Origin of the sequence: Streptomyces sp. NPDC001714 (genome assembly GCF_042892755.1) — a bacterium.
GTDB lineage: Bacteria > Actinomycetota > Actinomycetes > Streptomycetales > Streptomycetaceae > Streptomyces.
In genome coordinates, this window is record NZ_JBIAUL010000011.1 from 79,838 (window position 1) to 103,614 (window position 23,777).

At 71.0% G+C, this 23,777-nt stretch carries 27 protein-coding genes; 16 read left to right on the forward strand and 11 right to left on the reverse strand.

The window, feature by feature from the left end:
- Window positions 1-179: 179 nt before the first annotated feature.
- From ACFY0P_RS27420 to ACFY0P_RS27430, 3 genes are all read right to left on the reverse strand, one after another.
- Entirely contained in the window at window positions 180-1,265 is a 1,086-nt protein-coding gene (locus ACFY0P_RS27420) for a hypothetical protein (protein ID WP_388918377.1), read from the reverse strand.
- 166 nt (window positions 1,266-1,431) lie between these two features.
- A complete protein-coding gene (locus ACFY0P_RS27425) occupies window positions 1,432-2,850 on the reverse strand; it encodes a lamin tail domain-containing protein (protein WP_388918380.1) in 1,419 nt (472 codons plus the stop codon).
- A gap of 253 nt (window positions 2,851-3,103) precedes the next feature.
- The gene (locus ACFY0P_RS27430) at window positions 3,104-3,859 is read right to left on the reverse strand and encodes a helix-turn-helix domain-containing protein (protein ID WP_388918383.1); all 756 of its coding nucleotides are present in this window, start codon (window positions 3,857-3,859) and stop codon (window positions 3,104-3,106) included.
- A 237-nt stretch (window positions 3,860-4,096) separates the two neighbouring features.
- Between ACFY0P_RS27430 and ACFY0P_RS27435 the strand changes: the two genes are divergently transcribed.
- Window positions 4,097-4,762, forward strand: a complete 666-nt coding sequence (locus ACFY0P_RS27435) for a DUF4097 family beta strand repeat-containing protein (RefSeq protein WP_388919050.1) — start codon at window positions 4,097-4,099, stop codon at window positions 4,760-4,762.
- A gap of 197 nt (window positions 4,763-4,959) precedes the next feature.
- A complete protein-coding gene (locus tag ACFY0P_RS27440) occupies window positions 4,960-6,186 on the forward strand; it encodes a glucuronyl hydrolase (RefSeq protein ID WP_388918386.1) in 1,227 nt (408 codons plus the stop codon).
- A 24-nt stretch (window positions 6,187-6,210) separates the two neighbouring features.
- Here ACFY0P_RS27440 and ACFY0P_RS27445 read toward each other — a convergent pair whose 3' ends face one another.
- On the reverse strand, window positions 6,211-6,393 hold the full coding sequence (locus ACFY0P_RS27445) for a hypothetical protein (RefSeq protein ID WP_388918389.1): 183 nt from the start codon (window positions 6,391-6,393) through the stop codon (window positions 6,211-6,213).
- 167 nt (window positions 6,394-6,560) lie between these two features.
- Entirely contained in the window at window positions 6,561-6,908 is a 348-nt protein-coding gene (locus ACFY0P_RS27450) for a TetR/AcrR family transcriptional regulator (RefSeq protein WP_388918392.1), read from the reverse strand.
- Here ACFY0P_RS27450 and ACFY0P_RS27455 point away from each other — a divergent pair.
- From ACFY0P_RS27455 to ACFY0P_RS27465, 3 genes are all read left to right on the forward strand, one after another.
- A complete protein-coding gene (locus ACFY0P_RS27455; protein ID WP_388918395.1) occupies window positions 6,902-7,336 on the forward strand; it encodes a VOC family protein in 435 nt (144 codons plus the stop codon). The two genes, ACFY0P_RS27450 and ACFY0P_RS27455, sit on opposite strands and share 7 nt — an antisense overlap.
- Before the next feature lie 258 nt (window positions 7,337-7,594).
- Complete coding sequence (locus ACFY0P_RS27460; protein WP_388918398.1) at window positions 7,595-7,726, forward strand: hypothetical protein; 132 nt, start codon at window positions 7,595-7,597, stop codon at window positions 7,724-7,726.
- Window positions 7,727-8,038: 312 nt separating this feature from the next.
- Entirely contained in the window at window positions 8,039-8,212 is a 174-nt protein-coding gene (locus ACFY0P_RS27465) for a hypothetical protein (RefSeq protein ID WP_351497320.1), read from the forward strand.
- 159 nt (window positions 8,213-8,371) lie between these two features.
- Here the strand turns inward: ACFY0P_RS27465 and ACFY0P_RS27470 are convergent, their stop codons facing one another.
- Complete coding sequence (locus ACFY0P_RS27470; RefSeq protein WP_388918401.1) at window positions 8,372-9,418, reverse strand: LacI family DNA-binding transcriptional regulator; 1,047 nt, start codon at window positions 9,416-9,418, stop codon at window positions 8,372-8,374.
- Between the two features lie 108 nt (window positions 9,419-9,526).
- Here ACFY0P_RS27470 and ACFY0P_RS27475 point away from each other — a divergent pair, with 108 nt between their 5' ends.
- From ACFY0P_RS27475 to ACFY0P_RS27495, 5 genes are all read left to right on the forward strand, one after another.
- A complete protein-coding gene (locus tag ACFY0P_RS27475) occupies window positions 9,527-10,705 on the forward strand; it encodes a phytanoyl-CoA dioxygenase family protein (protein ID WP_388918404.1) in 1,179 nt (392 codons plus the stop codon).
- A gap of 16 nt (window positions 10,706-10,721) precedes the next feature.
- Entirely contained in the window at window positions 10,722-11,483 is a 762-nt protein-coding gene (locus tag ACFY0P_RS27480; protein WP_388918407.1) for an SDR family oxidoreductase, read from the forward strand.
- Between the two features lie 156 nt (window positions 11,484-11,639).
- On the forward strand, window positions 11,640-12,131 hold the full coding sequence (locus ACFY0P_RS27485; RefSeq protein ID WP_388918410.1) for a DUF2975 domain-containing protein: 492 nt from the start codon (window positions 11,640-11,642) through the stop codon (window positions 12,129-12,131).
- On the forward strand, window positions 12,131-12,373 hold the full coding sequence (locus tag ACFY0P_RS27490; RefSeq protein WP_388918413.1) for a helix-turn-helix domain-containing protein: 243 nt from the start codon (window positions 12,131-12,133) through the stop codon (window positions 12,371-12,373). Before ACFY0P_RS27485 ends, ACFY0P_RS27490 begins: the two co-directional genes overlap by 1 nt.
- Before the next feature lie 153 nt (window positions 12,374-12,526).
- Window positions 12,527-13,099 (forward strand): hypothetical protein, encoded by a 573-nt coding sequence (locus tag ACFY0P_RS27495; protein ID WP_388918415.1) that lies wholly within the window; start codon window positions 12,527-12,529, stop codon window positions 13,097-13,099.
- 123 nt (window positions 13,100-13,222) lie between these two features.
- Here ACFY0P_RS27495 and ACFY0P_RS27500 read toward each other — a convergent pair whose 3' ends face one another.
- Together ACFY0P_RS27500 and ACFY0P_RS27505 are read right to left on the reverse strand one after the other, a co-directional pair.
- Complete coding sequence (locus ACFY0P_RS27500; RefSeq protein ID WP_388918418.1) at window positions 13,223-14,032, reverse strand: alpha/beta fold hydrolase; 810 nt, start codon at window positions 14,030-14,032, stop codon at window positions 13,223-13,225.
- Window positions 14,033-14,081: 49 nt separating this feature from the next.
- Window positions 14,082-14,540, reverse strand: a complete 459-nt coding sequence (locus ACFY0P_RS27505) for a cupin domain-containing protein (RefSeq protein ID WP_388918421.1) — start codon at window positions 14,538-14,540, stop codon at window positions 14,082-14,084.
- A 129-nt stretch (window positions 14,541-14,669) separates the two neighbouring features.
- On the opposite strand from ACFY0P_RS27505, the gene ACFY0P_RS27510 reads away from it, so the two are divergent.
- Window positions 14,670-15,275, forward strand: a complete 606-nt coding sequence (locus tag ACFY0P_RS27510; RefSeq protein ID WP_388918424.1) for a TetR/AcrR family transcriptional regulator — start codon at window positions 14,670-14,672, stop codon at window positions 15,273-15,275.
- A gap of 1,082 nt (window positions 15,276-16,357) precedes the next feature.
- Here ACFY0P_RS27510 and ACFY0P_RS27515 read toward each other — a convergent pair.
- Window positions 16,358-16,627: a hypothetical protein gene (locus ACFY0P_RS27515; protein WP_388919089.1), complete on the reverse strand. Its 270-nt coding sequence runs from the start codon at window positions 16,625-16,627 to the stop codon at window positions 16,358-16,360.
- On the opposite strand from ACFY0P_RS27515, the gene ACFY0P_RS27520 reads away from it, so the two are divergent.
- A complete protein-coding gene (locus ACFY0P_RS27520; RefSeq protein WP_388918427.1) occupies window positions 16,566-16,922 on the forward strand; it encodes a CAP domain-containing protein in 357 nt (118 codons plus the stop codon). The two genes, ACFY0P_RS27515 and ACFY0P_RS27520, sit on opposite strands and share 62 nt — an antisense overlap.
- 199 nt (window positions 16,923-17,121) lie before the next feature.
- Here the strand turns inward: ACFY0P_RS27520 and ACFY0P_RS27525 are convergent, their stop codons facing one another.
- On the reverse strand, window positions 17,122-18,510 hold the full coding sequence (locus ACFY0P_RS27525; RefSeq protein ID WP_388918430.1) for a glycoside hydrolase family 43 protein: 1,389 nt from the start codon (window positions 18,508-18,510) through the stop codon (window positions 17,122-17,124).
- 226 nt (window positions 18,511-18,736) lie between these two features.
- On the opposite strand from ACFY0P_RS27525, the gene ACFY0P_RS27530 reads away from it, so the two are divergent.
- From ACFY0P_RS27530 to ACFY0P_RS27545, 4 genes are all read left to right on the forward strand, one after another.
- Window positions 18,737-20,158: an amidase gene (locus ACFY0P_RS27530; RefSeq protein ID WP_388918433.1), complete on the forward strand. Its 1,422-nt coding sequence runs from the start codon at window positions 18,737-18,739 to the stop codon at window positions 20,156-20,158.
- 46 nt (window positions 20,159-20,204) lie between these two features.
- A complete protein-coding gene (locus tag ACFY0P_RS27535; protein WP_388918436.1) occupies window positions 20,205-20,423 on the forward strand; it encodes a hypothetical protein in 219 nt (72 codons plus the stop codon).
- Window positions 20,424-20,556: 133 nt separating this feature from the next.
- Complete coding sequence (locus ACFY0P_RS27540; protein ID WP_388918439.1) at window positions 20,557-22,047, forward strand: flotillin family protein; 1,491 nt, start codon at window positions 20,557-20,559, stop codon at window positions 22,045-22,047.
- Window positions 22,048-22,233: 186 nt separating this feature from the next.
- Entirely contained in the window at window positions 22,234-22,683 is a 450-nt protein-coding gene (locus ACFY0P_RS27545; RefSeq protein WP_351500287.1) for a type II toxin-antitoxin system PemK/MazF family toxin, read from the forward strand.
- A 142-nt stretch (window positions 22,684-22,825) separates the two neighbouring features.
- Here ACFY0P_RS27545 and ACFY0P_RS27550 read toward each other — a convergent pair whose 3' ends face one another.
- Window positions 22,826-23,653, reverse strand: coding sequence for a TIGR02452 family protein (locus ACFY0P_RS27550; RefSeq protein ID WP_388918442.1), 828 nt, complete (start codon window positions 23,651-23,653; stop codon window positions 22,826-22,828).
- Between the last annotated feature and the right edge of the window lie 124 nt (window positions 23,654-23,777).

Below are 23,777 nucleotides of genomic sequence, written 5' to 3' on the forward strand. Positions count from 1 at the left end.
CTCCGGGCCGATCGCGCGCGTCGAGCCCCGCGCGGCACCGCGGCCCCGGTCCGGCGGGCCCGGTGACGGTGACCCAGTCGGGTCCGGCCCATGTCTGCCTCAGCGAACGCGTGGTCGGCACGCTGCCTCAGGTACGGCAGACCAGCCCCACGGTGTTGCGGGGCGGGCCCGGCGCCTGATCAGGAGGTGACGCCGTTGTACTGGTCCCAGGTGTAGGCGAGGTCGGGCGAGGCGGGCTTGCCGGGCCAGTCGAAGTAGTCCCAGACGAGTTCGGCGGGGTTGGTGGCGAGGTAGCCCCGGCCGGGCAGGTCGTCGGCGTCGTCCCAGGCCCAGGGCGGGTTGGCCGCGTCGGTGTCGCAGGCGCCGTTGGCCGGGCCGAGGACGCCGCCCGCGCCGCACTTGGCACCGTAGGGGTTGGAGCTGTCGTCGCCGGCGAAGTTGTCGGGGGTCGCGAACAGCGTGGTGAGGGTGCGGTTCGCCCACATGCCGTTCGCCGCGAAGACGTCGGTCAGGGTGTACTGCACGTCGCGGTCGTTGGAGCCGGAGGGCACCTCGGCGGTGGAGCCGGGGTAGTAGACGATGCCGTCGCCGCTCGCGTACTGGCTGCGCTCCTGGGACAGGTAGCCCTCGGCCCAGGCGGCGTGGGTGTTGGGCTGCTGGGTGGTGAACGGGCGGCCGTGGCCGTCGTCGTGCGGGTCGCCCTGGAGCTTCAGCGTGCCGTCGACGCTCTCCTGGCCGCTGGTGAAGTCGCTGCCGGCGGGCACCCAGGAGTAGAAGTTGCTGTGCGCGACCGTGATCGCGGCCTTCAACCGGCCGTGCGCGGAGCCGTCGTTGGCGACGACGACCAGGACGCCCTCGGCGTCGTTCTCGTGCTCGGTGAGGTCCTCCTGGTAGTTGTCGAGGACGCCGTCCGACCAGTCGCGGGGGTGGAAGTACGTGTACAGCAGGTAGGAGAAGGACGGGGTCTGGACGACCGAGTAGTAGACGTGTGCCGCGAGCGGGAACTGGCTGGTGTCCTCCCAGTTGTCGCGGCCGTTGAGGTCGCCGTCGTAGTCGTACGACGTGATGTAGTCGGACTTGCCGCCTAGCGCGGTCTCGCCGGTGGAGTCGACGTCCTGGAAGTTGACCGGGGCCCACCACTGGGCGAGGGCGGCGCGGTCGGAGGCGGCGTCCGCGCGGGCGGGAGTCGGCCGGCTGAGGCCGGCACCGCAGACGGCGGCGAGGGCGACCGTCACGGCGAGGGATCTGCGTCGGGTCAGAGGCACACGGAAACGGTGGGGGCGGCTGGTTGCCACGGTTCCTCCGGGGGCGGCGAAAGGAACCGGCACGTCGGTGAAGTCGGCGTGCCGGTACGGGAGTTGACGCATGTTCCGGTGGTGCGTGTGATGCCGCGCGTACGATACAGCGCGGCGCGGGCGGCCCGGCAGGGCCTCAGCAGGTGAGGGTGCCCCTGCGCAGCGCGTGACCGTTGTCGTTGCTGTCGTCGGACCACCACACCGGCTTGGTGCCGCCGCTGCACGCGTCGGAGCCGGAGACGGCGAAGCCCTCGTTGTTGAAGTTGTCCATGCCGGTCGGGCGGTTGTGGACGGCGGTGGTGGCGAAGACACCGGAGGAGTTGATCTGCAGGGTCCGGTGCCGGCCGGAGCAGGTGTCGTCGCAGACCACCCAGAGGCGGGACGCCTGCGGCTCCCACTGGAGCTCCATGACGCCGGCCATGCCGCTGCTGAGGGACGCCACGCGGGTGAAGGTGCCGCCGTCCTTGAGGACGTAGCCGTAGATCATGCCGGTGCCCTCGACGCCGACGAAGAACACCCCGCCGGTGTGCGAGCCGTAGTTCGCCGGGGTGTAGGGGGCGCCGGTCGAGGCGTCCTTGAACCCGGCGGCGGTCAGGGTGGCGTCGGGGATCCAGGTGATGCCTTCCAGGCCGAGGTTGGAGCCCACCGACGGCAGGTCGGAGGTCAGGTTCCACTCGGTGGCGGCGGTGAGGGTGGTGGCGGTGCCGCTCACGTCGTACTTGAGGACGGAGAGCCTGCTGGTGCCGGACGAGTCGGCGTTGCGCTCACTCGCCACGTACACGCCCCCGCTGGAGCCGGAGCCGGTGAGTGTGACGCCCTCGTCGTCGGGCGTGCCCGAGCCGCTCGGGAACTTGAGCGTCTTGCCGGACGTCCAACCGTCGGTGGTGTCGGCCTTCCAGGCGGTGGAGCCGTTGGGCACCAGCCGCCACAGCTTTCCGCTGTTCTGCGCCGCCCACAGCACGCTCCCCTCCTGGTAGAGGCCGCTCATGTCGGAGCCGAAGGCGTTCTTGGCGTCGGCGGTGGCGACCGAGCTGCCGCCCGGCCACGCGGTCGCCGAAATGCCGCCGGAGCCGCAGTCGTTGGCGGCGCCGAGGGTCAGCGCGGCCGAACCGAAGGCACCGGTGCCGTCGGGGCAGCGCGACCACGACGGGTCGGAGTGCTGGGTCCAGCCGAAGCTGTCGACCAGGGTGGTGCCGTCCGCGAGGTAGAGGCGCGCCTCGTCGTCGGAGCCCAGGCCGAAGGCGTTGTGCACGTCGAAGGCGACGAATCCACCGGGGGCGAGCGTGGTCCCGGCGGCTATCGCGTACTTGGAGCTGTCGTTGTCGTCCCGGAGGATCCAGCCGGAGAGGTCCACCGTGGCGGTGCCCTTGTTGTAGAGCTCCACGGAGTCGTTGACGTCCCCGGTGGTCACCACCTCGTTGATCCGGATGTCGTCGGCCGCCGCCGCGTGGGCGGGGGACGCCGTCAGGGCGCCGACGACCAGCGTCGATCCGGCGGCGGCGACGAGCAGAACACGGAGGCTGCGGCGCCACCGGCGAGCACGTGATTCGGTCACGAAATCCGTCCTGGGGTTGCGTTGTGACAGGCCGCCAGGACCTTTCCTGCACGGCCCGAACGGCCGCCTTCGCGCAGGTGAGGGGGTTATGAACGGTGCGCGAACCACCAAGATCGATCCGGGCGGCCGGTGGCGGCCGACTCTGTCGCCCGCACCCCAGGTGCCTCCCGGTTCGTGCTCATCGTCCCTGGCCGGAGGCCGGCCGGGGGAGTCAGCGGGTCTCGCCGTCGCGCCGGCCGGGACGGCCGACCGGCTATGGGTGGTCCGGACCCGGCCGGCCGATGTCGCCGGAGGTCGGTCCGGGCTTGGTGTGGAGGACTTCGCGGGCCTGCTCGGCGGCGCGGGCGATGCTCTCGCTGACGAAGTCGAGGAAGCGGGCGATGTTCTCCAGGCGGTGGGCGGCGGGGCTGTGCGGGCCGAGGACGGTGACGCCCTGCCGTGCGGTCTCGGCGATCTGGGCGGTGCCGCGCGCGCTGGCCATCATGGACTGGTACCAGACGTCGTCGTCGACGAAGTAGCTCTCGCGGCGGCGTTCGTCGCGCTGCCGGCGGACGAGCCCCTGCTCCTCGAGGAACGCGACCGCCTTGGAGACGGACGCCGGACTGACCTGGAGCCGCTGGACGAGTTCGGACGCGGTGAGGCCGGCCGCGTCGCTGATGCAGAGGCAGGCCAGCACCCGGGCCATCATCTTGGGCGTACCCGACTGCATGAAGACGGTGGTGAGCGTCTCCTCGTACTCGGCGACGGCCTCGGCGTCCCGTCCGTGCGGCTGCGGGACCACGCCCGGCCCCCGGGAGGAGGCGGGCCGCCGCCGGTGGGCGCGGCGTTCGGTGGCACGGTGGGCCAGGTCGGCCCGGTAGGCGGTGGGACCGCCGTTGCGCATCACCTCACGCGTGACCGTCGAGGTCGGCCGGTCGATACGGCGGGCGATCTCGGCATAGGGGAGGCCGTCGGCCAGCCCCAGCGCGATCTGCTGGCGTTCCTGCTGACTGAGCCTGCCTCCCGGCATCGCGATCTCCTCGCCGTTCCTGCGGGGTGGTTCCCGGCCTCCCGAGCATAGCGTTCACTCGCAATCCATTGCAACGATAGACGATCTCCCGTTGCGTTATCTTCAGGACCATTGCAACAGTTTATGTGTTGTGAGCTGCGATTATGTTCATCTCACGCAACAAGCACGTTGTCACGACCCGGAAAGCAACGTAGCGTTTCCAATGTCGGAAACAAGGAACGCCAACGGGAGACCATGATGCAGAAGTTCGACACCCCCGCCCCGATCTCCGCCGTCCTGGAGATCCCCGCCGGACGCGTCCAGTTCATCGCCGCGGACCGCGCCGACACCGTCGTCGAGGTCCTGCCCGTCGACCCCGCCAAGAGCCGCGACGTCAAGGCAGCGGAGCAGACCACCGCCGCCTACGGCGACGGTGTCCTGCGGATCACGGCCGGGACCCCCGGCAACCAGCTCTTCGGCCCCTCCGGCTCCGTGGAGGTCACCGTCCAGCTGCCCGCCGGCTCCGGCGTCGAGGCCAAGGCGGCCGGCACCGAGCTGCGCGGCGTCGGGCGCCTCGGCGAGGTCGTCTTCGAGGGCGCGTACCGCCAGATCAAGATCGACGAGGCCGCGAGCCTCCGCCTCACCGCGACCGACGGCGATGTCGAGGTCGGCCGGCTGGGCGGCCCCGCGGAGATCAGCACCGCCCGGGGCGACATCCGGATCAACGAGGCGACCCGCGGCACGCTCGTACTCCGCACCCAGGACGGCGACATCTCGGTCACCGCCGCCACCGGCGTCTCGGCCACCCTGGACGCCGGCACCGGCTACGGCCGGGTCAGCAACACCCTCAAGAACGACGGCACCGCCGGACTCGACATCCGCGCCACCACGTCCCGGGGCGACATCACCGCCCGCAGCCTCTAGACAGGCCGATCGGCCGTCCGTCCCGAGGGGCCCGCGACCCGCACGCCGGGCCCCTCGAAAACGCCTTTCGCCGGCCGTGCCCCTACCCGCATGTTCACGTACTTGAACCTTGCGCACATGTGTATACGCGCACGCCGCCGCATGCGAGACTCCTTCAACTCCCCCACTCACCAGTTCAGTTGGAGAGGAAGGCACCCATGCACATGTCCCGCAGGGCCGTGCTGGCCACCGCAGGCGGCGCCGCGGTGGCGTACGCCGCCGTACCTCAGTCCGCGCAGGCGCTCACCGGCCAGGTGCCGGTGGCGACGGAGGCGGTGCTGCGTGACGCGGCCGACTACGCGGTCGCGAAGGTCCGTGCCGTCGCGCCCGGGGTGAGCGCCTTCCCCGTCGGGACGAAGTTCGAGAAGTGGGTCTACTCCCAGAACGGCGACTGGGTCGGCGGATTCTGGCCCGGTGTCCTCTGGATGAGCTGGCTCCACAGCGGCGACGACGGCCTGCGCACCCTCGCCCTGGCGTCGGCCGCGAAACTCGCCCCCCGCCAGTACGACACCAGCACACACGACCTGGGCTTCCTGTTCACCCCGTCCTGGGTCACCGCCTGGCGGCTGACCGGCGACGCGTCCTGGCGGGACGGCGCCGTACAGGCGGCGCGCTCACTGCTCCAGCGCTACAACCCGCGCGGCCGCTACCTGCGGGCCTGGGGTGCGCTCACCACCTCCGACAACGCGGGGCGCATGATCATCGACACGATGATGAACCTCGACCTGCTCGTCTTCGCCGCCCGGCAGACCGGAGAGAGCGCGTTCATGGACGCGGCCGTGGGACACGCCCAGACCACCCAGCGCCTCTTCCCTCGACCGGACGGATCCACCCCGCACGCCTACGACCTGGACCCCGCCACCGGCACCCCCGTCGGCCCGAACACCGTCCAGGGCTACAGCCCCACCTCCTGCTGGGCCCGCGGACAGGCCTGGGGCATCTACGGCTTCACCACGATGTACCGCCGCACCGGTGACCACCAGTTCCTCGCCACCGCCCGCGCGCTCGCCGACTACGCCGTCAAGGCCCTCGGCCCGGACCACGTGCCCGTCTGGGACTATCGCGCACCGCAGCAGCCGTACGACGTCAAGGACGCCTCCGCCGCGACCGTCATGGCCTGCGGGCTGCTCGACCTGGCCGCCGTCACGGACAGCCGGTCCTACCGCACCACCGCGCTGCGCATCCTCGGCGCGCTGTGCGAGACCTGCCTCACCACCCACTCCACCCGCGCCGAGGCCGTCGTGGCCCGCTGCACCCGCAACCGCCCCGCCGAGGACGGCATCGAGATCTCCCTCCCCTACGCCGACTACTACCTCCTCGAGGCGATCCTGCGCGTCCTGCGGCCCCACGACCTGGACCGGGCGATCGACCTGTCGACGGTCTGACGGCGCGCAGCCCGCGTCCGGTGCCTAGGGGGCGGCACTCGTCGCGCCGGGCGTGTTCGTCGGCGGTGCGGTGAGGGGGGACGGCGGCGGCGGGGACGCCTCCCCCGAGTCGGCCTGGACGACGAGGACGACCGCGATGACCGCAGTGGTCAGGGCAGCCATCGTGGCCAGCCACCAGATCCCGATCGCTTTCGCGTGAGCGGCCATGGCACCCTCCTTCGACGCGGAGCGTACGCCGTTGCCCGGAGACGGGACTCTCTTTTCACAGCACGCGACAGCCGGCGCCCCACACCACCGGCCTCACCGCCACATTGTGACCGCCTTCCACGGTTGTCGCGCCGAATTGAGGAATCCGCAGGCTAATTGACCCGGTATCACAGGAAACGGCCGACGGTCCGCTCGTACACGGTGGTCTTCGACACGCCGGCGCGGACGGCGATCGCCTCCATCGACGTGTGGCCGAAGCCGTTCACGAGACAGACCTCTACGGCCGCGTCGATGACCTGCTCGTGCCGGTCGCGTGCGCGCCCGCGCCGCGGCGTGTCATCGCCCGGTCGTGGTGGTCGTCGTGCTGGTCGAAGAACGGGCCACGAGTCTCCATCCCGCGGATCCCAAACGGCCTGGTCGACAGTATCTGACCTGTTCCGTTCCGTGTATATGTGGCCTGAACCCACCACGTGAAGGAGCCGGCAGAGCCCCCTGCTACGGTGCGCCGATGCCATCGATCAAGAAGTTCCAGGTCACCTTCGACTGTGCGGACCCCGAGCGCGTCGCTCGTTTCTGGTGCGAGGTGCTGGGCTACGTCGCACCGCCGCCACCGGAGGGGTTCGCCACCTGGGAGGAGTACAACCGCTCGCTGCCTCCCGAGGATCAGGGTGCCTGGTTCGCCTGCAGCGATCCCTCGGGGGTCGGCCCGCGGCTGTACTTCCAGCGCGTTCCCGAAGGCAAGGTCGTCAAGAACCGGGTGCATCTCGACGTACGGGTCGGCACCGGACTCGTCGGTGAGGAGCGCGTGGCCACGCTCGAGGCCGAGTGCGCACGGCTGGTCGCGCTCGGCGCGGTGCGCGTGCGGCTGCTGCTCGCCGATGAGGAGAACGAGTCGTGCCTGCTGATGCAGGACGTCGAGGGCAACGAGTTCTGTCTCGACTGAGCGCCCTCCGACGGCAGTGCGGCGCGGGGCAGTTCGGCCCGGCCCGGCCCCGCCGCGGTACACGACGGCCAGGCCGGCGCCACGGTCATCGCTGTCCGCGATGAGCGTGGTCCGGCCGCATCCGACGACGGTCACGGGACTCCGATGACCGTGGTCACCGCGGCGGTCACCAGACCGCCAACCCCGTGGGGGTGTCGGCGCCGGTGACGACGTTCTGCTTCGCGCCGGTGCCGTCCGGGTTCGCCCGGCCGATCGTGTGTGGTCGACACCTACGTCGGCGTCGTCGACACGTGCCTGCGCGCCTACGGCGCCCGCGGAATCTGCGACAGCTCGCCGATACAGCGACGCGTACGCGACGTCCACACGATCGCCCAGCCCGCCCCATGGTAACGACAGCGCCTGGACGCGTCGCGGAGCGGCCTGCTTCGGCCAGGAGGCCGAGATGCCGGTGTGAGCGCCGGCGCGGTCGTCTCGGACACGTCACCTCGCCTCGTGGAACCGCGGGCGAACGGGCGCCGGCAGCGGCAAGGCCGGGTCCCCCGGCGGCCGGTCGGAACGAACGGGCGTACCGCGGGGACGCGACAGCCGCCACCGGGATCACCTGGGTCAGCCGCCCGGCCCACCGAGCACACCACCGCGCGACGGGCTTGTGGAGGTGATGTGCGGGCATACGGGATTCACCCCTTCGAGAGGAGCCCGCTCATGCCCGGCATCGTTGCGGCAGTGTTGTTCTTCATCGCCTTTCTGATCAACGCGGCGGACATCAGCACCAACGACACGTTCACCTCCACGAACCTGATGCTGCTGGGACTGACCGCCCTGGCTCTGCACGTGGCGGGAATCGGCACCGGATGGTCGTACCGGAGGCGGCGCTGATCGCGCGGGTCACGTCACCGTGCCGGTGCGGAGCGGACCCGCGGTGATGCGGAGCGCCCGGACGCGAACCGGGTCCTCCCGGTCGAGGGAGAAGATGTGCGTGAACGGGGCGCGCACCAGCCGGTCCGGCTCACTCTTCCTCGAACACCCGTGGCGCGTTCAGTCGGCGGACGCCGTGGACAGCGTGCCGGGTGGCAGGTTGAAGGGGGTGACCACCTGGATCGCCGAGGGCAGGGTCGGGCCGTCGTCGGGGAGCGCCTTGTGGGCCCGCATGACGGTCTGGCAGGCGCGGCGCATGTCCTGGCGCAGGTCGTGGTGGAGGACCGCGGACAGGCGCCGCTCGCGCAGCAGGCGGGTGTTGTCATGGTCGAGGTCGTGGGCGACGAAGACCGCGCACGGCCTGTCCAGGGCGTCGAAGGCGTCCAGCGTGGCGAGGTTGCCGCCGCCCATGGAGTAGACGGCGACGATGTCCGCGTCGCGCCTGAGGGCCGCCAGCACCAGGTCGTGCTGGGTGGCGTCCAGGCCGTCGCTGTCCGTGACCTCCACCAGCGCGCGGTGCGGGGCGGCGAGCCGCATCGCGCTGCGGAAACCCATCTCGCGCTCCTCCTCACCGCGGAAGGAGCCCCGGCTGATGGTGGTGAGGACGTTGCCCGGACGGCCGCCGAGCCACTGTTCGAGCAGGTAGGCGGCGGTGGCGCCGGCCGCGCGGTTGTCGATGCCGACGTAGGCCAGGCGGGCGCTGTGCGGCAGGTCGGTCACCAGGGTGACGACGGGGATCCCGGCCGCGACCAGCCGCCCCACCGTGGCCGCGATCTCCGGTACGTCGGGGGCCTTGAGGATCACCCCTTGCGTACCGCGCTTGGCGATCTTGTTCAATGTGGCGACCAGGTCCGCCGCCGGGCAGGTCTCGCGGAAGTGGAAGCGGGAGCGCACGACGGCCGGGTGCAGGGCGGGCAGTTCGGCCAACAGCGCCTCGCGTACGGCGGTGGAGAACCGCTCCGGTGCCTGCATCACGATGTCGATCATGAACGTACGGCCGCCGATGCGGACCTGGGTCTGCTGGCGGTCCAGGTCCTTGATGGCCTGGTGGACCTCACGGACGGTGCCCTCCCGCACGTTGCCCCGCTGATGGAGGACGCGGTCGACCGTGGCCGTGCTCAGCCCTGCCTGACGGGCGATTTCCCTGATCGTATAGGGGTGGCGCATGACGGATCCCAGCCGATGGTGATGGACTTTTGATGCACTGCTGAGGATTGAATGACGGGTTCGGGTTCTCAACACTGGCAGAGAGGCAGGCACGGCGAAAGGACCCGGATGCCCTCCCAGACCACGGCACAGCGGACTCGGCTGACCGAGGCCGACTGCGACCTCGACGCGTTCCGCTCGCTCGTCGAGCTGGAGACCGACACCGCCGACCACCCCTCGGCGGAGCGCGTGGAACAGAACGTGCCGCTCTACGACAGCGAACGGCTCCGCACCCTCACCGCCACCGCCGACGGGCGCCGCGGGGTCCAGGACGAGTTGGTCCGGGCGCTGCTCGACGGCCCCGGCATCGTCGTCCTCAAGGGCGCGTTCGCCGACCCGGACGTCGTCGACCGGGCCACCGACGCCTTCACCGCGCTGATCGAGGAGGAGCGCGCGAGCGGTGCCGCCCGCGGCGACCACTTCGCGAAGCCGGGCGCCAACGACCGCGTCTGGAACGCCCTGGACAAGATGGCCCTGCGGACGCCCGAGGCGTTCGCCGACTACTACGCGAACGACATGGTCGCGCTGGTCGCCGAGGCCTGGCTGGGCCCGGCCTACCAGGTGACCTCGCAGGTCAACGTCGTCAACCCGGGCGGCGCGGCGCAGAGCGTGCACCGCGACTACCACCTCGGGTTCCTCTCCCAGGAACGTGCCGCCGCCTACCCGGCGCACGTCCACCGCCTGTCGCCCGTCCTCACCCTCCAGGGCGCCGTCGCGCACTGCGACATGCCCGTCGAGTCCGGCCCGACCCGCTACCTCCCGCACTCCCAGAAGTACGAGCCCGGCTACCTCGCCTGGCGACTCCCCGAGTTCGTCGGGTACTTCGACGCCCACCACGTCCAACTCCCCCTGGACAAGGGCGACGCGGCCTTCTTCAACCCGGCCCTCTTCCACGCCGCCGGGCACAACCGCTCCACCGGCATCCGCCGCATGGCGAACCTGCTGCAGATCTCCTCCGCCTTCGGGCGCGCGATGGAGACGGTGGACCGCGAGGCGATGGCGAACGCCCTCTTCCCGGTGCTGCTGCGCCGCAAGGCCGAGGGCGTCTCGGAGGACTGGCTGCGCCGGGTGGTCGCCGCCACCGCCGAGGGCTACCCCTTCCCCACCAACCTGGACCTCGACCCTCCGGTCGACGGTCTCGCCCCGCCCTCCCAGGCGGACACCGTCTGGCAGGCCGTGGCCGAGGGCTGGACCCCCGAGCGGCTGGGGCACGAACTCCAGGCCGGCGCCGCGCGCCGGCACGGCTGAAAGGAACACCGCACTCATGGCACTTCTTCAGGACAAGGTCGTCCTCGTCAACGGCGGCAGCCAGGGCGTCGGCGCCGGCATCGTGCGGGCGGCCGTACGCGAGGGCGCGACCGTCGTCCTCACCGGCCGCCGCGCCGAGACCGGCGAGAAGCTGGCCGCCGACACCGGGGCGCTCTTCGTACGGGCGGACCTCGCGGACCCGGCACAGGCCCGCGGCTCCGTCGGACGCACCCTGGAGGCGCACGGGCGGATCGACTGCCTGGTCAACGCGGCCGGCCTGACCTCGCGCGGCTCACTCCTGGACACCACGCCGGAGCTGTTCGACCAGCACATGGCGATCAATCTGCGGGCGCCGTTCTTCTCGATGCAGGCGGCGGTCGCCGACATGAAGGCCCGCAAGGCACCCGGCACCATCGTCAACATCATCTCCAACTGCGCCCACGGCGGCCCGCCGTTCCTGGCGCCGTACTCCGCCGCCAAGGCCGGACTCGCCGGGCTGACCCGCAACGCCGCCCACGCCCACCGCTGGGACCGTGTCCGGATCAACGGCCTCAACATCGGCTGGACCGACACCGAGGGCGAGGACGCCGTCCAGCGCGCCTTCCACGACGCCGGCGACGACTGGCGGGAGAAGGCCGCCGCGGCGCAGCCCATGGGCAAGCTCGGCCAGGTCGACGAGATCGCCGACTTCGTCGTCTTCCTGCTGTCCGACCGCAGCGGGGTGGTGACCGGATCCGTCATCGACTGGGACCAGAACGTCTTCGGCGGGATGGACTGAGCCGTTCCCTCGGACCGAACGACAGCCCCCACCGCCCACCGCGCCGGACTCACCGCGTGCACACACCGAGGCGAGCTGGATCGCCGAGGGGTGAGCCCTTGCTTCACCTATCGAATCTCGATAGATTCCCATCGTAACTCGATGGGAGGATGGGTCGTGGGAAAGCTGACAGTGCGTGCGCTGCGCGCCGTGCTCGCGGTGGTGCTCACCGGCACCGTGTTCGTCCAGGCAGGGATGGTGTGGGTGTTGGTCAGCGGGAACGACCCGGAGGACGGGACGCTCCCGCTCACCGCGATGCGCCTGATCACGATCCTGGGCATGGTCGCGGCCCAGGTCGCCCTGGTCTGTGTATGGCGGCTCGTGACGATGGTGCGGCGCGGAACCGTGTTCTCCGACGCCGCCTTCCGGTACGTGGACGGCGTGATCGGCGCGATCGTGGGGGCCGCCCTCCTGTGGTTCGCGGTCACGGCCGTCAATGCGCCGGGCCAGCGGGACGACCCGGGCGTCACCGTCATCATGAGCGGGATCGGTGTGGCCATCCTCGGGGTCGCGCTCATCGTGCTCGTGCTGCGGATGCTGCTCGCCCAGGCCGTCGCGCGCGACGTCGAAGCGGCGCAGATGCAGGCCGAGCTGGACGAGGTGATCTGATGCCGATCGCCGTCGACATCGACGTGATGCTGGCCCGGCGGAAGATGTCCGTGGGCGAGCTCGCGGACCGCGTGGGCATCACGCCCGCCAACCTGGCGGTACTCAAGAACGGCCGCGCCAAGGCGGTACGGTTCGCGACCCTCGCCGCACTCTGCGAGGTGCTCGAGTGCCAGCCGGGCGACCTGCTGCGCTGGGAGGCCGAGGAGGCCACCGTCGGCCTGCACGCCCCGGAGCGGGCCTGAGGACCGCGGTCACCGGCGACGTTCCGGAACCTGAGCCCGTTGCCGAGGGCGCCAGCGGGCGGGACGCCGTGATCAGCGCGTCAGACGTGGGACCGAGCCGCCCCGGCTCGCCCTCGCCGGGGCGGGTGCGACTCCCGTGGATAGAGTGACGGCATGTACACACGGGGGCGCAGACTCAGATTCACCGCGGTGTCGGCCATGGTCGTACTGGCCCTGACCGGGTTCTCGTCGGGCCGCGGCCAGCACAGCAGCGACGGTGGCGGTTGCAGCAGTTCCCGCCAGGACCACGACAGTTCGACGCCGTCCCCGGGCAGCGGTGGCTCGCACGGCGGCGAGTCGTCCGGCGGGGACGCGAACGCCTCCGGGACGAGTACGAGTACCGGCACCCACCGTCCGCGGCCCACCCGCCCTGCCACCCCCGCCACGTCCTCCTCCGGCGCAACCGCCCGGCCCCAGAAGAACGGCACCGCCGTCCTCGTGCACTGCGCAAGCCCGGAAGACCCCTACGCCACCGTCGAAGTCAGGAATCCGAACACGCGCGACGGCCTCTTCACCGTGAGGATCAGCTTCAGGGACAAGCACGGCTTCGTCATCATCGACACCTCCGATCAGGTGCTGGTGTCCGCGAAGGACAAAGCGCGACTCCGAGTGCCCGTCGCCGGCACGGGACGCGTGGACGAGATCGACCACTGCGACGTCCGGCCGAGAGCCACCGTCGACCGGTGACGGCCCGCACATCCCGAGCCGCTCGAACCCCGCACCGCCGCGTGAGCGTGCTGATGGTCAGCCTCGGCACCAGCCTGCAGTGGACATGCGGCTGAACCGTGGCACTTCGGACTTCCTCTCCGGTCAGTGCTGCGGCCGCTCCTTGGCATGGGCGTCGGCGAAGTCCCAGAGCAGTGGGAGGAGTTGCTCGGGCGTCTCGGCCTGCGGCATGTGCCCGGTGCCCTCCAGCAGACGGAACTCGGCGTCGGGGATCGCCTGCGCGTAGGCGCGCCCGTAGCCGGCGTCCACGACCTGGTCGCTCGCGCCCCACGCGACGAGGGTCGGGTGGGCGATCTTGGCGAGCCGGTCGGGCAGGGTGGGGTCGGCCATGGTGTGCGGGCCCGAGTAGACCTGCAGGGCAGCCCGGTTGGCGGCCATGACCGCGCGCTGGGCGTCGGTCAGCGCGCCGGGGTCGAAGCGGAACTTCGAGGGGTCGTGGAAGGAGAGCCGGGACAGTTCGACGGGCGTCAGGGAGAAGGTGTCGGCGATCGGGTGGCCGGGGACGTCGATGCCGACGGCGTTGACGAGGCTGACGCTGCCGATCCGGTCACTGCCCAGGGCCGCCAGCTCGGCGGCGATCCAGCCGCCTATCGAGTTGCCGACGACCGCGACGTCCCGCAGCCCCAGGACGTCGAGCAGCTGCGCGTAGATCTGGGCCAGGGTCGTGACGTCGGTCAGCCACTCGGGGCGGACGGTGCCGTCGAAGCCGGGGTGCACCGGGGCGAACACCCTGGCGGGCCGCCGCTCGGACAGGAGGCCGGCGAACGGGGTGACGGTCTGTGGGCCGCCGCCTCCGTGCAGGAGCAGGAACGGGTGCCCCTGCTCCCCGAAGAGATCGACGGCGACGTCGAGGGTGCCCTGCTCGAGCGTGACGGTGTGGATGGTGCGGGCCATGGGGTGCTCCTCAGGTGAGCTGTGTCAGGGGGAAGCCGAGGTGGCGCTGTCAGACGAAGTCGGTCGCGGGGACCGTGGCGTAGCGGCTCATCACGGCGACGGTCGACTCCGGGGTCGGCGCCCGGCCGTCGGCGATCATGTCCCGCAGGTCGCGGAAGTACTGCACGTACAGGTCGGGGGTGAAGGTGTTGAGGACGACGGCGGGGGTGTCGCCATGGTTGGCGAACGTGTGCGGGGCGCCGGGCGGGATCATCGCGAGCGTGCCGGCCGGGGCCGCGTGCGTCGTCTCGCCGATGGTGAAGTGCACCGTGCCGGAGACGACGTAGAAACCCTCGTCGTGCCGGCCATGGCGGTGCTGCGGCGGCCCTTCGGTGTGCGGGTCGATGGTGATCTCGCCGATCCCGAGGCGGTGCCCGGTGGTACTGCCGTCCTCCAGGATGCGCAACCGGATGGGGCCCAGCGGGATCGTCTCCCCGTCGTCCGGACCGACCACGGAAACCGTGCTCATGGCTGCTCCTCCACGCTTCATGAGAGTCAACTCTCATGAAGATAGAGAGCCGGGCGAGTTCATGCAAGTCCACTCTCATGACGAGAGTGAACTGTTATGATGGGGTCGATCAATGGGAGGAGTGCCACCATGGCGGCACAGGTGGGCGCCGGCCGCACCGCTCAGAAGCAGCGCACACGGGCGGCGATCGTGGCCGCCGCCAAGGAACTCGTCGGCACCGGCGGCGAGGTGACCATGCCGGCGATCGCTCGTGCCGCCGTGGTCTCCGAGGCCACCGCCTACCGGTACTTCCCCGATCTCCCCTCGCTGATCAGTGAGGCCCTGGCCGGCGTCTGGCCGCCCCCCGCGGAGGCGCTCGCACCGGTCGCCGACTCGACCGACCCCGTCGAACGCGTCGCCTTCGCCTGCGAGTTCCTGCTTCGGGGCATCCTCGCCCGGCAGGGTTCGGTACGTGCGATGATCGCCGCCACCATCACCCGGCCCGACACGGTGACCACACGCCCCGGCGTCCGCTTCGGACTCATCGACCATGCGCTCCTGCCTCTTGAAAACACGCTCCGCGTACGGGACCCGGAGGCGTTCACCCAGCTCAAGCGCGACCTTGCGGTGGTCGTGAGCGCCGAGGCGCTCTTCACCCTCACCGATCTGTGCGGCCTCGAGCCCGACCAGGCCGTGGCCAGCGCCGTACGAACCGCGACCACCCTGACCGAGGCCGCAGTGCGCTCCCTCGCATAGCGACGGGTGGAGCCGGCCGCCGGCAACGCTCCCCCGAGCAGCGGAAACAGCAGCTGCCGCTGGACGCGAACTTCGGGACGGCGACGGTCACCTATGTCGTCGGGCGGACCCACCGAGGTCGAGGCATCGCCTCCTGGGCGCTCGCCGAACCGATCAAGCTGGCGGGTCCCGCCGACTGCACGCCGACACCGCCGCCGACAACGCCGGATCCCTTCGCATACTGAAAAAGTGCAAGCTTCGTCACCCCGGGCGCAGCCGGTGCTCCGCCCGCGCCCGAGGGCACGGGATTGATCTCGTACACCTGACGCCGAGGTGAACCAGACAGCCGCTGCAGGCTGTTTTATGTCGGCGTCTCATCCGACGAGCTTCGCTCCCCGCGCCCTGACCCGCTTCATCCAGGTCATGCCAGAACCAGAATGCAGGATTTCGTGACATCCGTCACAACCAATCCGGGACCTAGGCGTGCCGGATAGTAGAAGCCGCTCCGGCGACATATGGGATTTGTCCAGCTTGGGGAGCACATGCGCCGCGCCTGGATTCACGGCTTTCCATCTGCAAGCCACCCCCACCCGTTCTGCACGCGGGTAGGGATTCTGACGGGCCGACAGAATTCCGCGGCGGCCCCGGAAGCCGGGCCAGCGCACCCCGCGCCCATGACAAAGGCCGCCGACACCTACGAAGCGAAATAGTATCGAGGCCCTTTGCGCTCCGTGTGAAGGCTTCCTAAGAATGACGACCCGCAGGACGCCGCCGCAGCTCAGGAGCGGGTTACGCATGGGTAGACATCGTAGGAACACGCATTACCAGCGGATAGTCATCGCTGCCGTCGCCGTGGGCAGCGTGGGCATACCGTCCGCCGCCATGGCCTGTACCAACTGGCCCGACAGCGGCGGACACCGGTCCGACAGCGCCGAGAACAGCACAACGAACGACTCGTGGAACAAGAAGGGCTGGTGGAAGGACGCGAACTGGGGTCACCCCTGGGACGCCGAACAGGCCGGCAGGCCCTCGTGGACGGCATCGGCGGCGCCGAGCGCCACGAGAACTCCTCACGCCCCCGCGCCGAGTGTCACGAGAACTCCTCACGCTCCCGCGACGAGCGCCGGGAAGACCACCGCGCCCAGGCCGAAGGCCACACCGCCTCGGCACACCGCACGGACCACCGCTCCCAAGCCCAGCACCACCGCGTCGCCCAGCACCCGGAACACCACCACCAGCGCTTCCACGGCCCCCAAGCCGTCGAGCACTCCGAAGGCCACCGCCACGGCGTCCGGAGTCGTCGCTCGTGTCGTGCAACTCGTCAATGCCGAGCGCAGCAAGGTCGGCTGTTCGGCCCTGACCCTGAACGCCACCCTTTCCAAGGTCGCACAGGCACACAGTGAGGACATGGCGCTTCACCGGAACATGTCGCACTCCGGGTCCGACGGCTCCTCCCCCGGAGACCGACTCACGAACGCCGGATACACCTGGAGCGCCTACGGCGAGAACGTGGCCTACGGTTACGCATCTCCCGACCAGGTCATGGCAGCCTGGATGGCCAGCCCCGGCCACAGGGCCAACATCCTCAACTGCACGTTCAAGGAGATCGGCGTCGGTCTCGCACAGCCCGGCGACTACTGGACCCAGGACTTCGGCACCGCTCGCTGAGCGGGTGCCGCCTGCCGTCGCCGTACTGCACCACCGAGTCGCCTCCGCCGGACGGGGCGCCAGTGACGGGGCGTGAGCAGTGCTCCCGCCCCGTCCGCTGCGGCTGCGCATCGGCCTGGCTCCCGCAGGCCGCCCAACCCGATACGGACCGTGTCGGACGGCGATACCCGGCAAGCCACGCCTCGACAATCGGTGCAGGTCAGGCCCAGGCCGTCACCGGAACGAACGAGCTGTCCTGCCGGAACAGGTCCGTGCCGTTCGAGATGTCCACGCGGAGTTGGTAGTTGTAGTGGCGGAGGTAGTAACCCGGGTAGTTGTACGACTCGAAGCGGACCGAGCCGCCGGCCGTGCCCGTGCGGGCGATGAACGTGGCGTCCTGGGCGAACGTCGTCGTGCCGTCGTTCGCGTCGAAGCGGCCCCGGAAGTCGTAGTGGCGCAGGTAGTTGCCGGAGGCGTCACGGAAGGAGCAGCCGTTGGCGTCGGCGAGGCCCGCGACGACCGTGAAGGTGGCCGCCTGCTTGTCGGCGGTGGCGCTGGAGCCTGTCACCACCGGGAGGTTGAGGAGGGCGGACACCTCCTCCCAGTACCTGGTGGTGTAGTTGACCGACTGGAAGGAACGGGTCGCGTTCTTCGTCACCGACGCACCGCCCGACACCGTCTCCTTGATCACCGTGAAGTGCCGGGCCGTGCCCGAGAGGGTCGGCAGGGCGGTCGGCGTCGACCACGTCGCGAACGTGTCGTAGCTGTCGCTGTAGTAGTAGTTGCCGTCGCCGTAGCCGTCGAAGAAGATCCGCCAGCCGCCGTTGTCGAGCTGGATCACGGAGGGGCCCTCACGGTAGCTGCCCCAGCCCGCCCAGTCACCGGTCCTGGAGATCGTGTAGGGGCCCTTGAGACTGGCGGCCGTGCCGTACTCGATGTACTTCGCCGTCTCGTTCTTCGTGAACGCGTGGTAGGTCGAGCCGACCTTCACGATGTACGTGTCGATGTGGTTCGAGCCGATGCCGGACAGGGCGACCGGCGACGTCCAGGCCGTGAGCGCCGAGTCGGTCGCGGTCAGGACGTACGGGGTGAAGATCCACTCGTCGTCGGTCGTCGAGCAGGACACGATGACGTTGACGCTGCCGTCGCCGTCCACGAACCACTCGGGCGCCCAGGCCCGGGACAGGTTGGCGAGGGGGACCGTGTAGTCGTACAGGAACGTCCAGTTGACCCGGTCGGCGCTGCGGGCGAAGCCGATCGTGGTGCTCTCGTCCTGCCAGGTGTGGGTGGTGTAGGTGACGTAGTAGTAGCCGTCCGTGTGCTTGAAGATGCTCGCGTCGCGGATGCGGTTGCTGGGCGGGGTGTAGGCCGAGGACCGCAGGAGGCGGAAGTCCGTGGCGTCGTCGGACTGGTAGACGTTCACCGTGCCGTCGTCGCTGTTGAGGAACGGGACGATGGTGTAGCGGGTGGCGTAGCCGCTCGCGGGGGCGGCGGCCTCGGCCGTGCCGAGCAGGCCGGGCAGTTCGCCCAGGGCCAGGGCCGTCGCGGGCAGGGCGGCCAGCGCGCGCAGCAGGGTGCGACGGGACGGGGCGGGGGGACGTGTGGTCACGGCGGCTCTCCGGGGGGCTCGTGCAGACGTGGACGCAGCGGCGCGTCCGGTATTTCGAACTGGGTTCGAGAAGTCGACGCAGAAAGTAAGAGTCGCGGCAGGTGCACGTCAATGCTTCGCACAGGACTGGGGCGCAGCTGGACGCCGGCTGTGCGAAACCTGTCCTGCGGGAGCCGGATCGACGTTACTCTCCGGTAAAGGCTGCGCCCCGGAGGTGGGTCACCGTATGTCGTACGACCGTTGCGCAGGGCTCGCCGAGTCCGTACGCGCCCTGGCCACAGGTGAACTGACCTCTCGTCAGCTCACCGAGGAGTGTCTCGCGCGCATCGAGGCCACCCAGGGCTCCCTCAACGCCTTCCGGATCGTGCGTCGTACCGCCGCCCTCGCCGAAGCGGACGCCGCCGACCGGGAGTTGGCCGCCGGAGTCCGCCGGCCGTTGCTCGGGGTGCCGGTCGCGGTGAAGGACGACACGGACGTGGCCGGCGAACCGACCGCCTTCGGCTGCCCCGGCGAGTTCCCGCCGGTGGCGGAGGACGGGGAGGCGGTACGACGGCTGCGCGCGGCCGGGGCGGTGATCATCGGCAAGACCAACACCTGCGAGCTGGGGCAGTGGCCGTTCACCGAGGGACCGGCCTTCGGCGCCACCCGCAACCCGTGGCAGCCGCTGCACACTCCGGGCGGGTCCTCGGGCGGGTCGGCGGCCGCCGTCGCGGCGGGACTGGTGCCGGCCGCGCTCGGCTCGGACGGCGCCGGATCCGTGCGCATCCCGGCCGCCTGGACCCATCTCGTCGGCATCAAACCGCAGCGCGGCCGCATCTCCACCTGGCCGCGCGGCGAGTCCTTCCAGGGCATCACGGTCAACGGCACCCTGGCCCGCACGGTCGCCGACGCGGCCCTGCTGCTGGACGCGGCGAGCGGGAACCACCCGCAAGACCCGCACCAGCCGGCCCAGTTGACGCTCGGCGACGCGGTCGGCCGCGACCCCGGGCGGCTGCGTGTCGCCCTCTCCCTCAAGCCGCCGTTCACCGCGCTCCCCGCCCGTCTCCAGCCGGAGCTGCGCACCCGCGTCCTCGAACTCGCCCAGCGGCTCGCCGCGTTGGGCCACACCGTCGAGGAGGCCGACCCGCCCTACGGTCGGATCGGGCTCACCTTCGTCCCGCGCGCCACGGTCGGGATCGCCGAACGCGTCCGCGAGGCACCGCACCCGGACCTGCTCGACCGGCGCACCCTGGAGGCGGCCCGCCTGGGCCGGCTGCTCGGCGGGGCCCCGCTGCGGGCCGCCCGGCGCGCCGAGGCCACCCTGCAGCGGCGGATCGGCGCCTTCTTCACGTCGTACGACGTCATCCTCGCGCCGACCACCGCCGCTCCCCCGCCCCGCGTCGGCGCGCTGCTCGGGCTCGGTCAGTTCGCCACCGACCGGGCGATGATCGCCGCCTGCCCCTACGCCTGGCCGTGGAACGTGCTGGGGTGGCCGGGGGTGAACGTGCCGGCCGGATTCGTGGACGGACTGCCGGTGGGCGCGCAGTTGCTCGGGCCGGCGGACAGCGAGCCGTTGCTGGTCTCCGTCGCCGCCCAGCTGGAGGCCGAACTGCGCTGGCACGAGCTCTGGCCGCCGCAGGCCGCGCCCGTCGACTCCCCTGCCGCGTAGGAACAGGCCACTTTCCCGTCGCTTGACCTGCCCGTACCCTCTGACCATGGACGATGCGTCGATGGTCGGGCTCGTGGGGCGGGTCAGCGGAACGATCGGGCCAGGGCTCGTCGGCGAGGTGATCGTCCGGGTGCGCGGGGGCGCCGAGCACTTCCTCGCGTACGCCGCGGACGGCACCGGCCGGATCGAGCAGGGCACGGTGGTGATGGTGGTCGAGTACCTGCCGCCGCGGACGGTCTACGTCACGCCCGCGTACGACAGTTGAGCGGCCATAGCCCCAGGTGAGGGGCGTATGCGTCAAGATGGCAACAAGGAATCGCCAGCGTCTTCACCCGGCGCTCGCGCGGGCGCACACTCCCTTCGTTCGGTGCCGAAAGGGCACCATTCAAAGGGGGCGTATGCCGATGGCTGTCGGCGTCGTTGCGGGGGCGGCGGTTCTCGCCGTGCTCGTGCTGATCGGTGTGTTCAAGATGATGTGGCGGGTCGCCGAGCCGAACGAGGCGCTCATCATCTCCGGTTCGAAGCATCGGACCGAGGGTCTCGAAGAGGGCATGGGGTTCCGGATCGTCACGGGGCGCGGCACGCTGGTGCTGCCGGGCGTGCAGGCGGTGCGCAAGCTGTCCCTGGATCTCAACGAGACCGAGTTGTCGGTGGACTGCGTGACGCAGCAGGGCATTCCGCTGAAGGTGCGGGGTGTGGTCATCTTCAAGGTCGGCGACGACTTCGTCTCGATCGCCAACGCGGGCCGCCGTTTCCTGGACCAGCAGAAGATGATGTCCGAACGGGTGCACAACGTGTTCGCGGGTCATCTGCGGTCCATCGTGGGCGGGTTGACGGTCGAGGACATGATCCGCGACCGGGACAAGCTCACCGGGCAGACCCGGGCCGCCTGTGGCACGGAGATGGAGAAGCTGGGACTCATCGTGGACTCCCTGCAGATCCACGAGATCGAGGACCCGACCGGGTACATCCAGAACCTGGCGATGCCGCACGCGGCCGCCGTGCAGCGGGACGCGCGGATCGCGCAGGCGGAGGCGAACCGTCTCGCCACCGAGGCGGAGCAGCAGTCGTTCGCCCGGATGGCGGAGGCCACCCGGGACAGCGAGATCCTCCAGGCCGGCTACCAGGCCGAGCGGGACAAGGCAGCCGCCCAGGCCCGTCAGGCGGGTCCGCTCGCCGACGCGGCCGCCCGGCAGGAGGTCGTCGTCCAGGAGACCCGCGTCGCCGAACTGGAGGCGCACCGGCGCGAGCAGCAGCTCCAGGCGGACGTCCGCAAGCCGGCCGATGCCAAGGCCTACGAGAAGCGGACGCTGGCCGAGGCCGAGCGTGACGCGCGTATCTCGGCGGCCCAGGCCAAGGCGAAGGAGACGGAGCTGGCGGCGGTGGCCGAAGCGACCCGGGTCAAGGCGGCCGCGAGTGCCGAGGCCGAGGCGACCAAATCCCGGGGTGCGGCCAACGCGGCGGCGACCCGGGCCACCGGGGAGGCCGAGGCGGCCGCCGCGCAGGCCAAGGGGCTGGCGGAGGCCGAGGCGGCCAAGGCGAAGGGTCTCGCGGAGGCCGAGGCCATCAAGGCCCGTGCCGCCGCCCTCGCGGAGAACCAGGAGGCGGTCGTCGCCCAGCAACTCGCCGAGAACTGGCCGGAGATCGTCAAGGCCGGCGCCTCCGCCTTCGGCAACGTCGACAACATGGTGCTGCTGAACGGCGCCGACGGCATGGCCGAGTTGTTCGCCAAGGCGCTCACCATGGGCGGCACCGGACTGGGCCTCGCCCGCCAGCTCCTCGCGTCGATGAACCAGAACGGGCAGGCGTCGGGCGGGACTTCGCCGGTCCTCAACGGGGTCACACCCCCGAAGACGCAGAAGGTGCCCGTGGAGGAGGGCGACGAGTAACAGCCGAACCACAGGGGTGGCCCCGGAGGTGCCGGGACCACCCCTGCTGTCGTTCCGGCGCGTTGAGCCGGTGCTGGTCGACGCGGACGGAGAACGCCGCGACGCACCGCCGAGTTGATCGAAGCGAGCTGGGCCGCACCGGCACCCCGCCTGTTCTCGCAGGCTGAGGCCCCTTAGGGTGCCCTCGTGACTGCGTTTATCGACGACGACAACATCCCCGGCCGGTACGGCCCCACCGCGACCACCGAGGCCGACCCGCACGAGGTCGGCAAGGTGCGCACCGAGTACTCCCCCGCCCACGACGGCGACCCCGACCCCGGTGAGATCGTGTGGACCTGGGTGCCCTTCGAGGAGAACGACGGGCGGGGCAAGGACCGGCCGGTGCTGGTCGTCGCCCGGGAGGCGGCCGGCACCCTGCTCGCCGTCCAGCTGTCCAGCAAGCGCCACGACAACGACCGGGAATGGGTGGCGATCGGGAGCGGGCCGTGGGACCGCACGGGGCGGGACTCCTGGGTCGACGTGGACCGCGTCCTGCGGCTGCACGAGGACGGCATGCGCCGCGAGGCCTGCGCACTCGACCGGGGTCGCTTCAACCTGGTACGCCACCGGCTGCACGAGCGCTACGGCTGGAACTGAGCCAGGCGCTCCGCTGGTTGCGCGGTTCGTCTGCCCCGGGCCGGTGGGGGCTGGTCGCGCCCACGCGGCGGTAGCCGCACATCGGATACAGCCCCGCGCCCCTCAAGGGGCGCGGGACCGCAGCCGACTTCTCCGGATCCGCTCAGACCTCAGCGGGCCGGAACGCCTCGGCGAAGGCGGCCCGGACCACGGATCCCGGCGTGCGGTCCAGGACCCCGAACACCACGTGTTCGAAGCTCCCGGCGAACCGTCCGCCGGGGCCCAGGAGCCCCCGGAAGGCGCCCGCGACCTGTGCGGGGTCGTTCTGGAACACCCCGCAGCCCCACGCGCCGAGGACCAGCCGCCGGTAGCCGTGCGCGGCGGCCACCTCCAGCACCCGTTCGGCCCGGACGGCGAGGGCCCGCGGCAGTTCGCCGGTCCGCTCCGGGGCCGTACGCCGGATCACGCCCGCGTTGGGCGCGGCGGCCGTGAGGAAACCCGCGCGACAGGGCTCGGCGAGCAGCGTGCCGCGGTCGTCGCGGAAGACCGGGACGGCCGGGGAGTGGATCACGCGGTCCGTGTAGAAGGGGTCGCGGTGCGCGCGGTGGTGGTCGTAGTACGCGGCGGCCTCGCGCACACACGTGTACAGCGCGGAGGCGCGGCACAGGGCCTCCTCCTGCGCCTGGGCGCCGTTCAGGTAGCCGCCGCCCGGATTGCGGGCCGAGGCGAAGTTGAGCACGGCCACCGGGGCGTCGGCGAGGCGGCGGGCGGCCTCCAGGCTGCTCTCGCCGGTGACCTCCAGGACGGTGTCCGGTGCGGGCGGGAGGGTGTCCGGGACCGGCACCGGTTCCGGGCCGTACAGCCGCGTCCCCGCCCGTGCGGCCGCGATGTCGGCGGCCAGGAGGACCTCCCGGCCGTCGGGCGCGCGGTAGCTCCCCGCCGCCACGATCTCTTCGGTCTGCCGTGCGATACCGCGCAGGCGCGCACTCATGGCGCCACCCCCGTGGACGCCATGACCGCGGCCCGCGCGGCCTCCCCCGTCGTGCTCATGCACGCATCCTGGGCGATGCTGGTGGTGCCGTGCAACGGAGTTTCCTCGGCCCGAAACGGCCGGA

Excerpts from the sequence above, each read along its gene's own strand:
- ACFY0P_RS27435 (WP_388919050.1), top strand. The coding sequence starts at position 4,097 with ATGCAGAAGTTCGACACCCCCGCCCCGATCTCCGCCGTCCTGGAGATC.
- ACFY0P_RS27480 (WP_388918407.1), top strand. The coding sequence starts at position 10,722 with ATGGCACTTCTTCAGGACAAGGTCGTCCTCGTCAACGGCGGCAGCCAG.
- ACFY0P_RS27465 (WP_351497320.1), top strand. The coding sequence starts at position 8,039 with ATGCCCGGCATCGTTGCGGCAGTGTTGTTCTTCATCGCCTTTCTGATC.
- ACFY0P_RS27505 (WP_388918421.1), bottom strand. The coding sequence starts at position 14,540 with ATGAGCACGGTTTCCGTGGTCGGTCCGGACGACGGGGAGACGATCCCG.
- ACFY0P_RS27440 (WP_388918386.1), top strand. The coding sequence starts at position 4,960 with ATGCACATGTCCCGCAGGGCCGTGCTGGCCACCGCAGGCGGCGCCGCG.
- ACFY0P_RS27535 (WP_388918436.1), top strand. The coding sequence starts at position 20,205 with ATGGACGATGCGTCGATGGTCGGGCTCGTGGGGCGGGTCAGCGGAACG.
- ACFY0P_RS27450 (WP_388918392.1), bottom strand. The coding sequence starts at position 6,908 with ATGGCATCGGCGCACCGTAGCAGGGGGCTCTGCCGGCTCCTTCACGTG.
- ACFY0P_RS27510 (WP_388918424.1), top strand. The coding sequence starts at position 14,670 with ATGGCGGCACAGGTGGGCGCCGGCCGCACCGCTCAGAAGCAGCGCACA.
- ACFY0P_RS27445 (WP_388918389.1), bottom strand. The coding sequence starts at position 6,393 with ATGGCCGCTCACGCGAAAGCGATCGGGATCTGGTGGCTGGCCACGATG.
- ACFY0P_RS27500 (WP_388918418.1), bottom strand. The coding sequence starts at position 14,032 with ATGGCCCGCACCATCCACACCGTCACGCTCGAGCAGGGCACCCTCGAC.
- ACFY0P_RS27490 (WP_388918413.1), top strand. The coding sequence starts at position 12,131 with ATGCCGATCGCCGTCGACATCGACGTGATGCTGGCCCGGCGGAAGATG.
- ACFY0P_RS27495 (WP_388918415.1), top strand. The coding sequence starts at position 12,527 with ATGTACACACGGGGGCGCAGACTCAGATTCACCGCGGTGTCGGCCATG.
- ACFY0P_RS27540 (WP_388918439.1), top strand. The coding sequence starts at position 20,557 with ATGCCGATGGCTGTCGGCGTCGTTGCGGGGGCGGCGGTTCTCGCCGTG.
- ACFY0P_RS27550 (WP_388918442.1), bottom strand. The coding sequence starts at position 23,653 with ATGAGTGCGCGCCTGCGCGGTATCGCACGGCAGACCGAAGAGATCGTG.
- ACFY0P_RS27455 (WP_388918395.1), top strand. The coding sequence starts at position 6,902 with ATGCCATCGATCAAGAAGTTCCAGGTCACCTTCGACTGTGCGGACCCC.
- ACFY0P_RS27470 (WP_388918401.1), bottom strand. The coding sequence starts at position 9,418 with ATGCGCCACCCCTATACGATCAGGGAAATCGCCCGTCAGGCAGGGCTG.
- ACFY0P_RS27430 (WP_388918383.1), bottom strand. The coding sequence starts at position 3,859 with ATGCCGGGAGGCAGGCTCAGTCAGCAGGAACGCCAGCAGATCGCGCTG.
- ACFY0P_RS27530 (WP_388918433.1), top strand. The coding sequence starts at position 18,737 with ATGTCGTACGACCGTTGCGCAGGGCTCGCCGAGTCCGTACGCGCCCTG.
- ACFY0P_RS27475 (WP_388918404.1), top strand. The coding sequence starts at position 9,527 with ATGCCCTCCCAGACCACGGCACAGCGGACTCGGCTGACCGAGGCCGAC.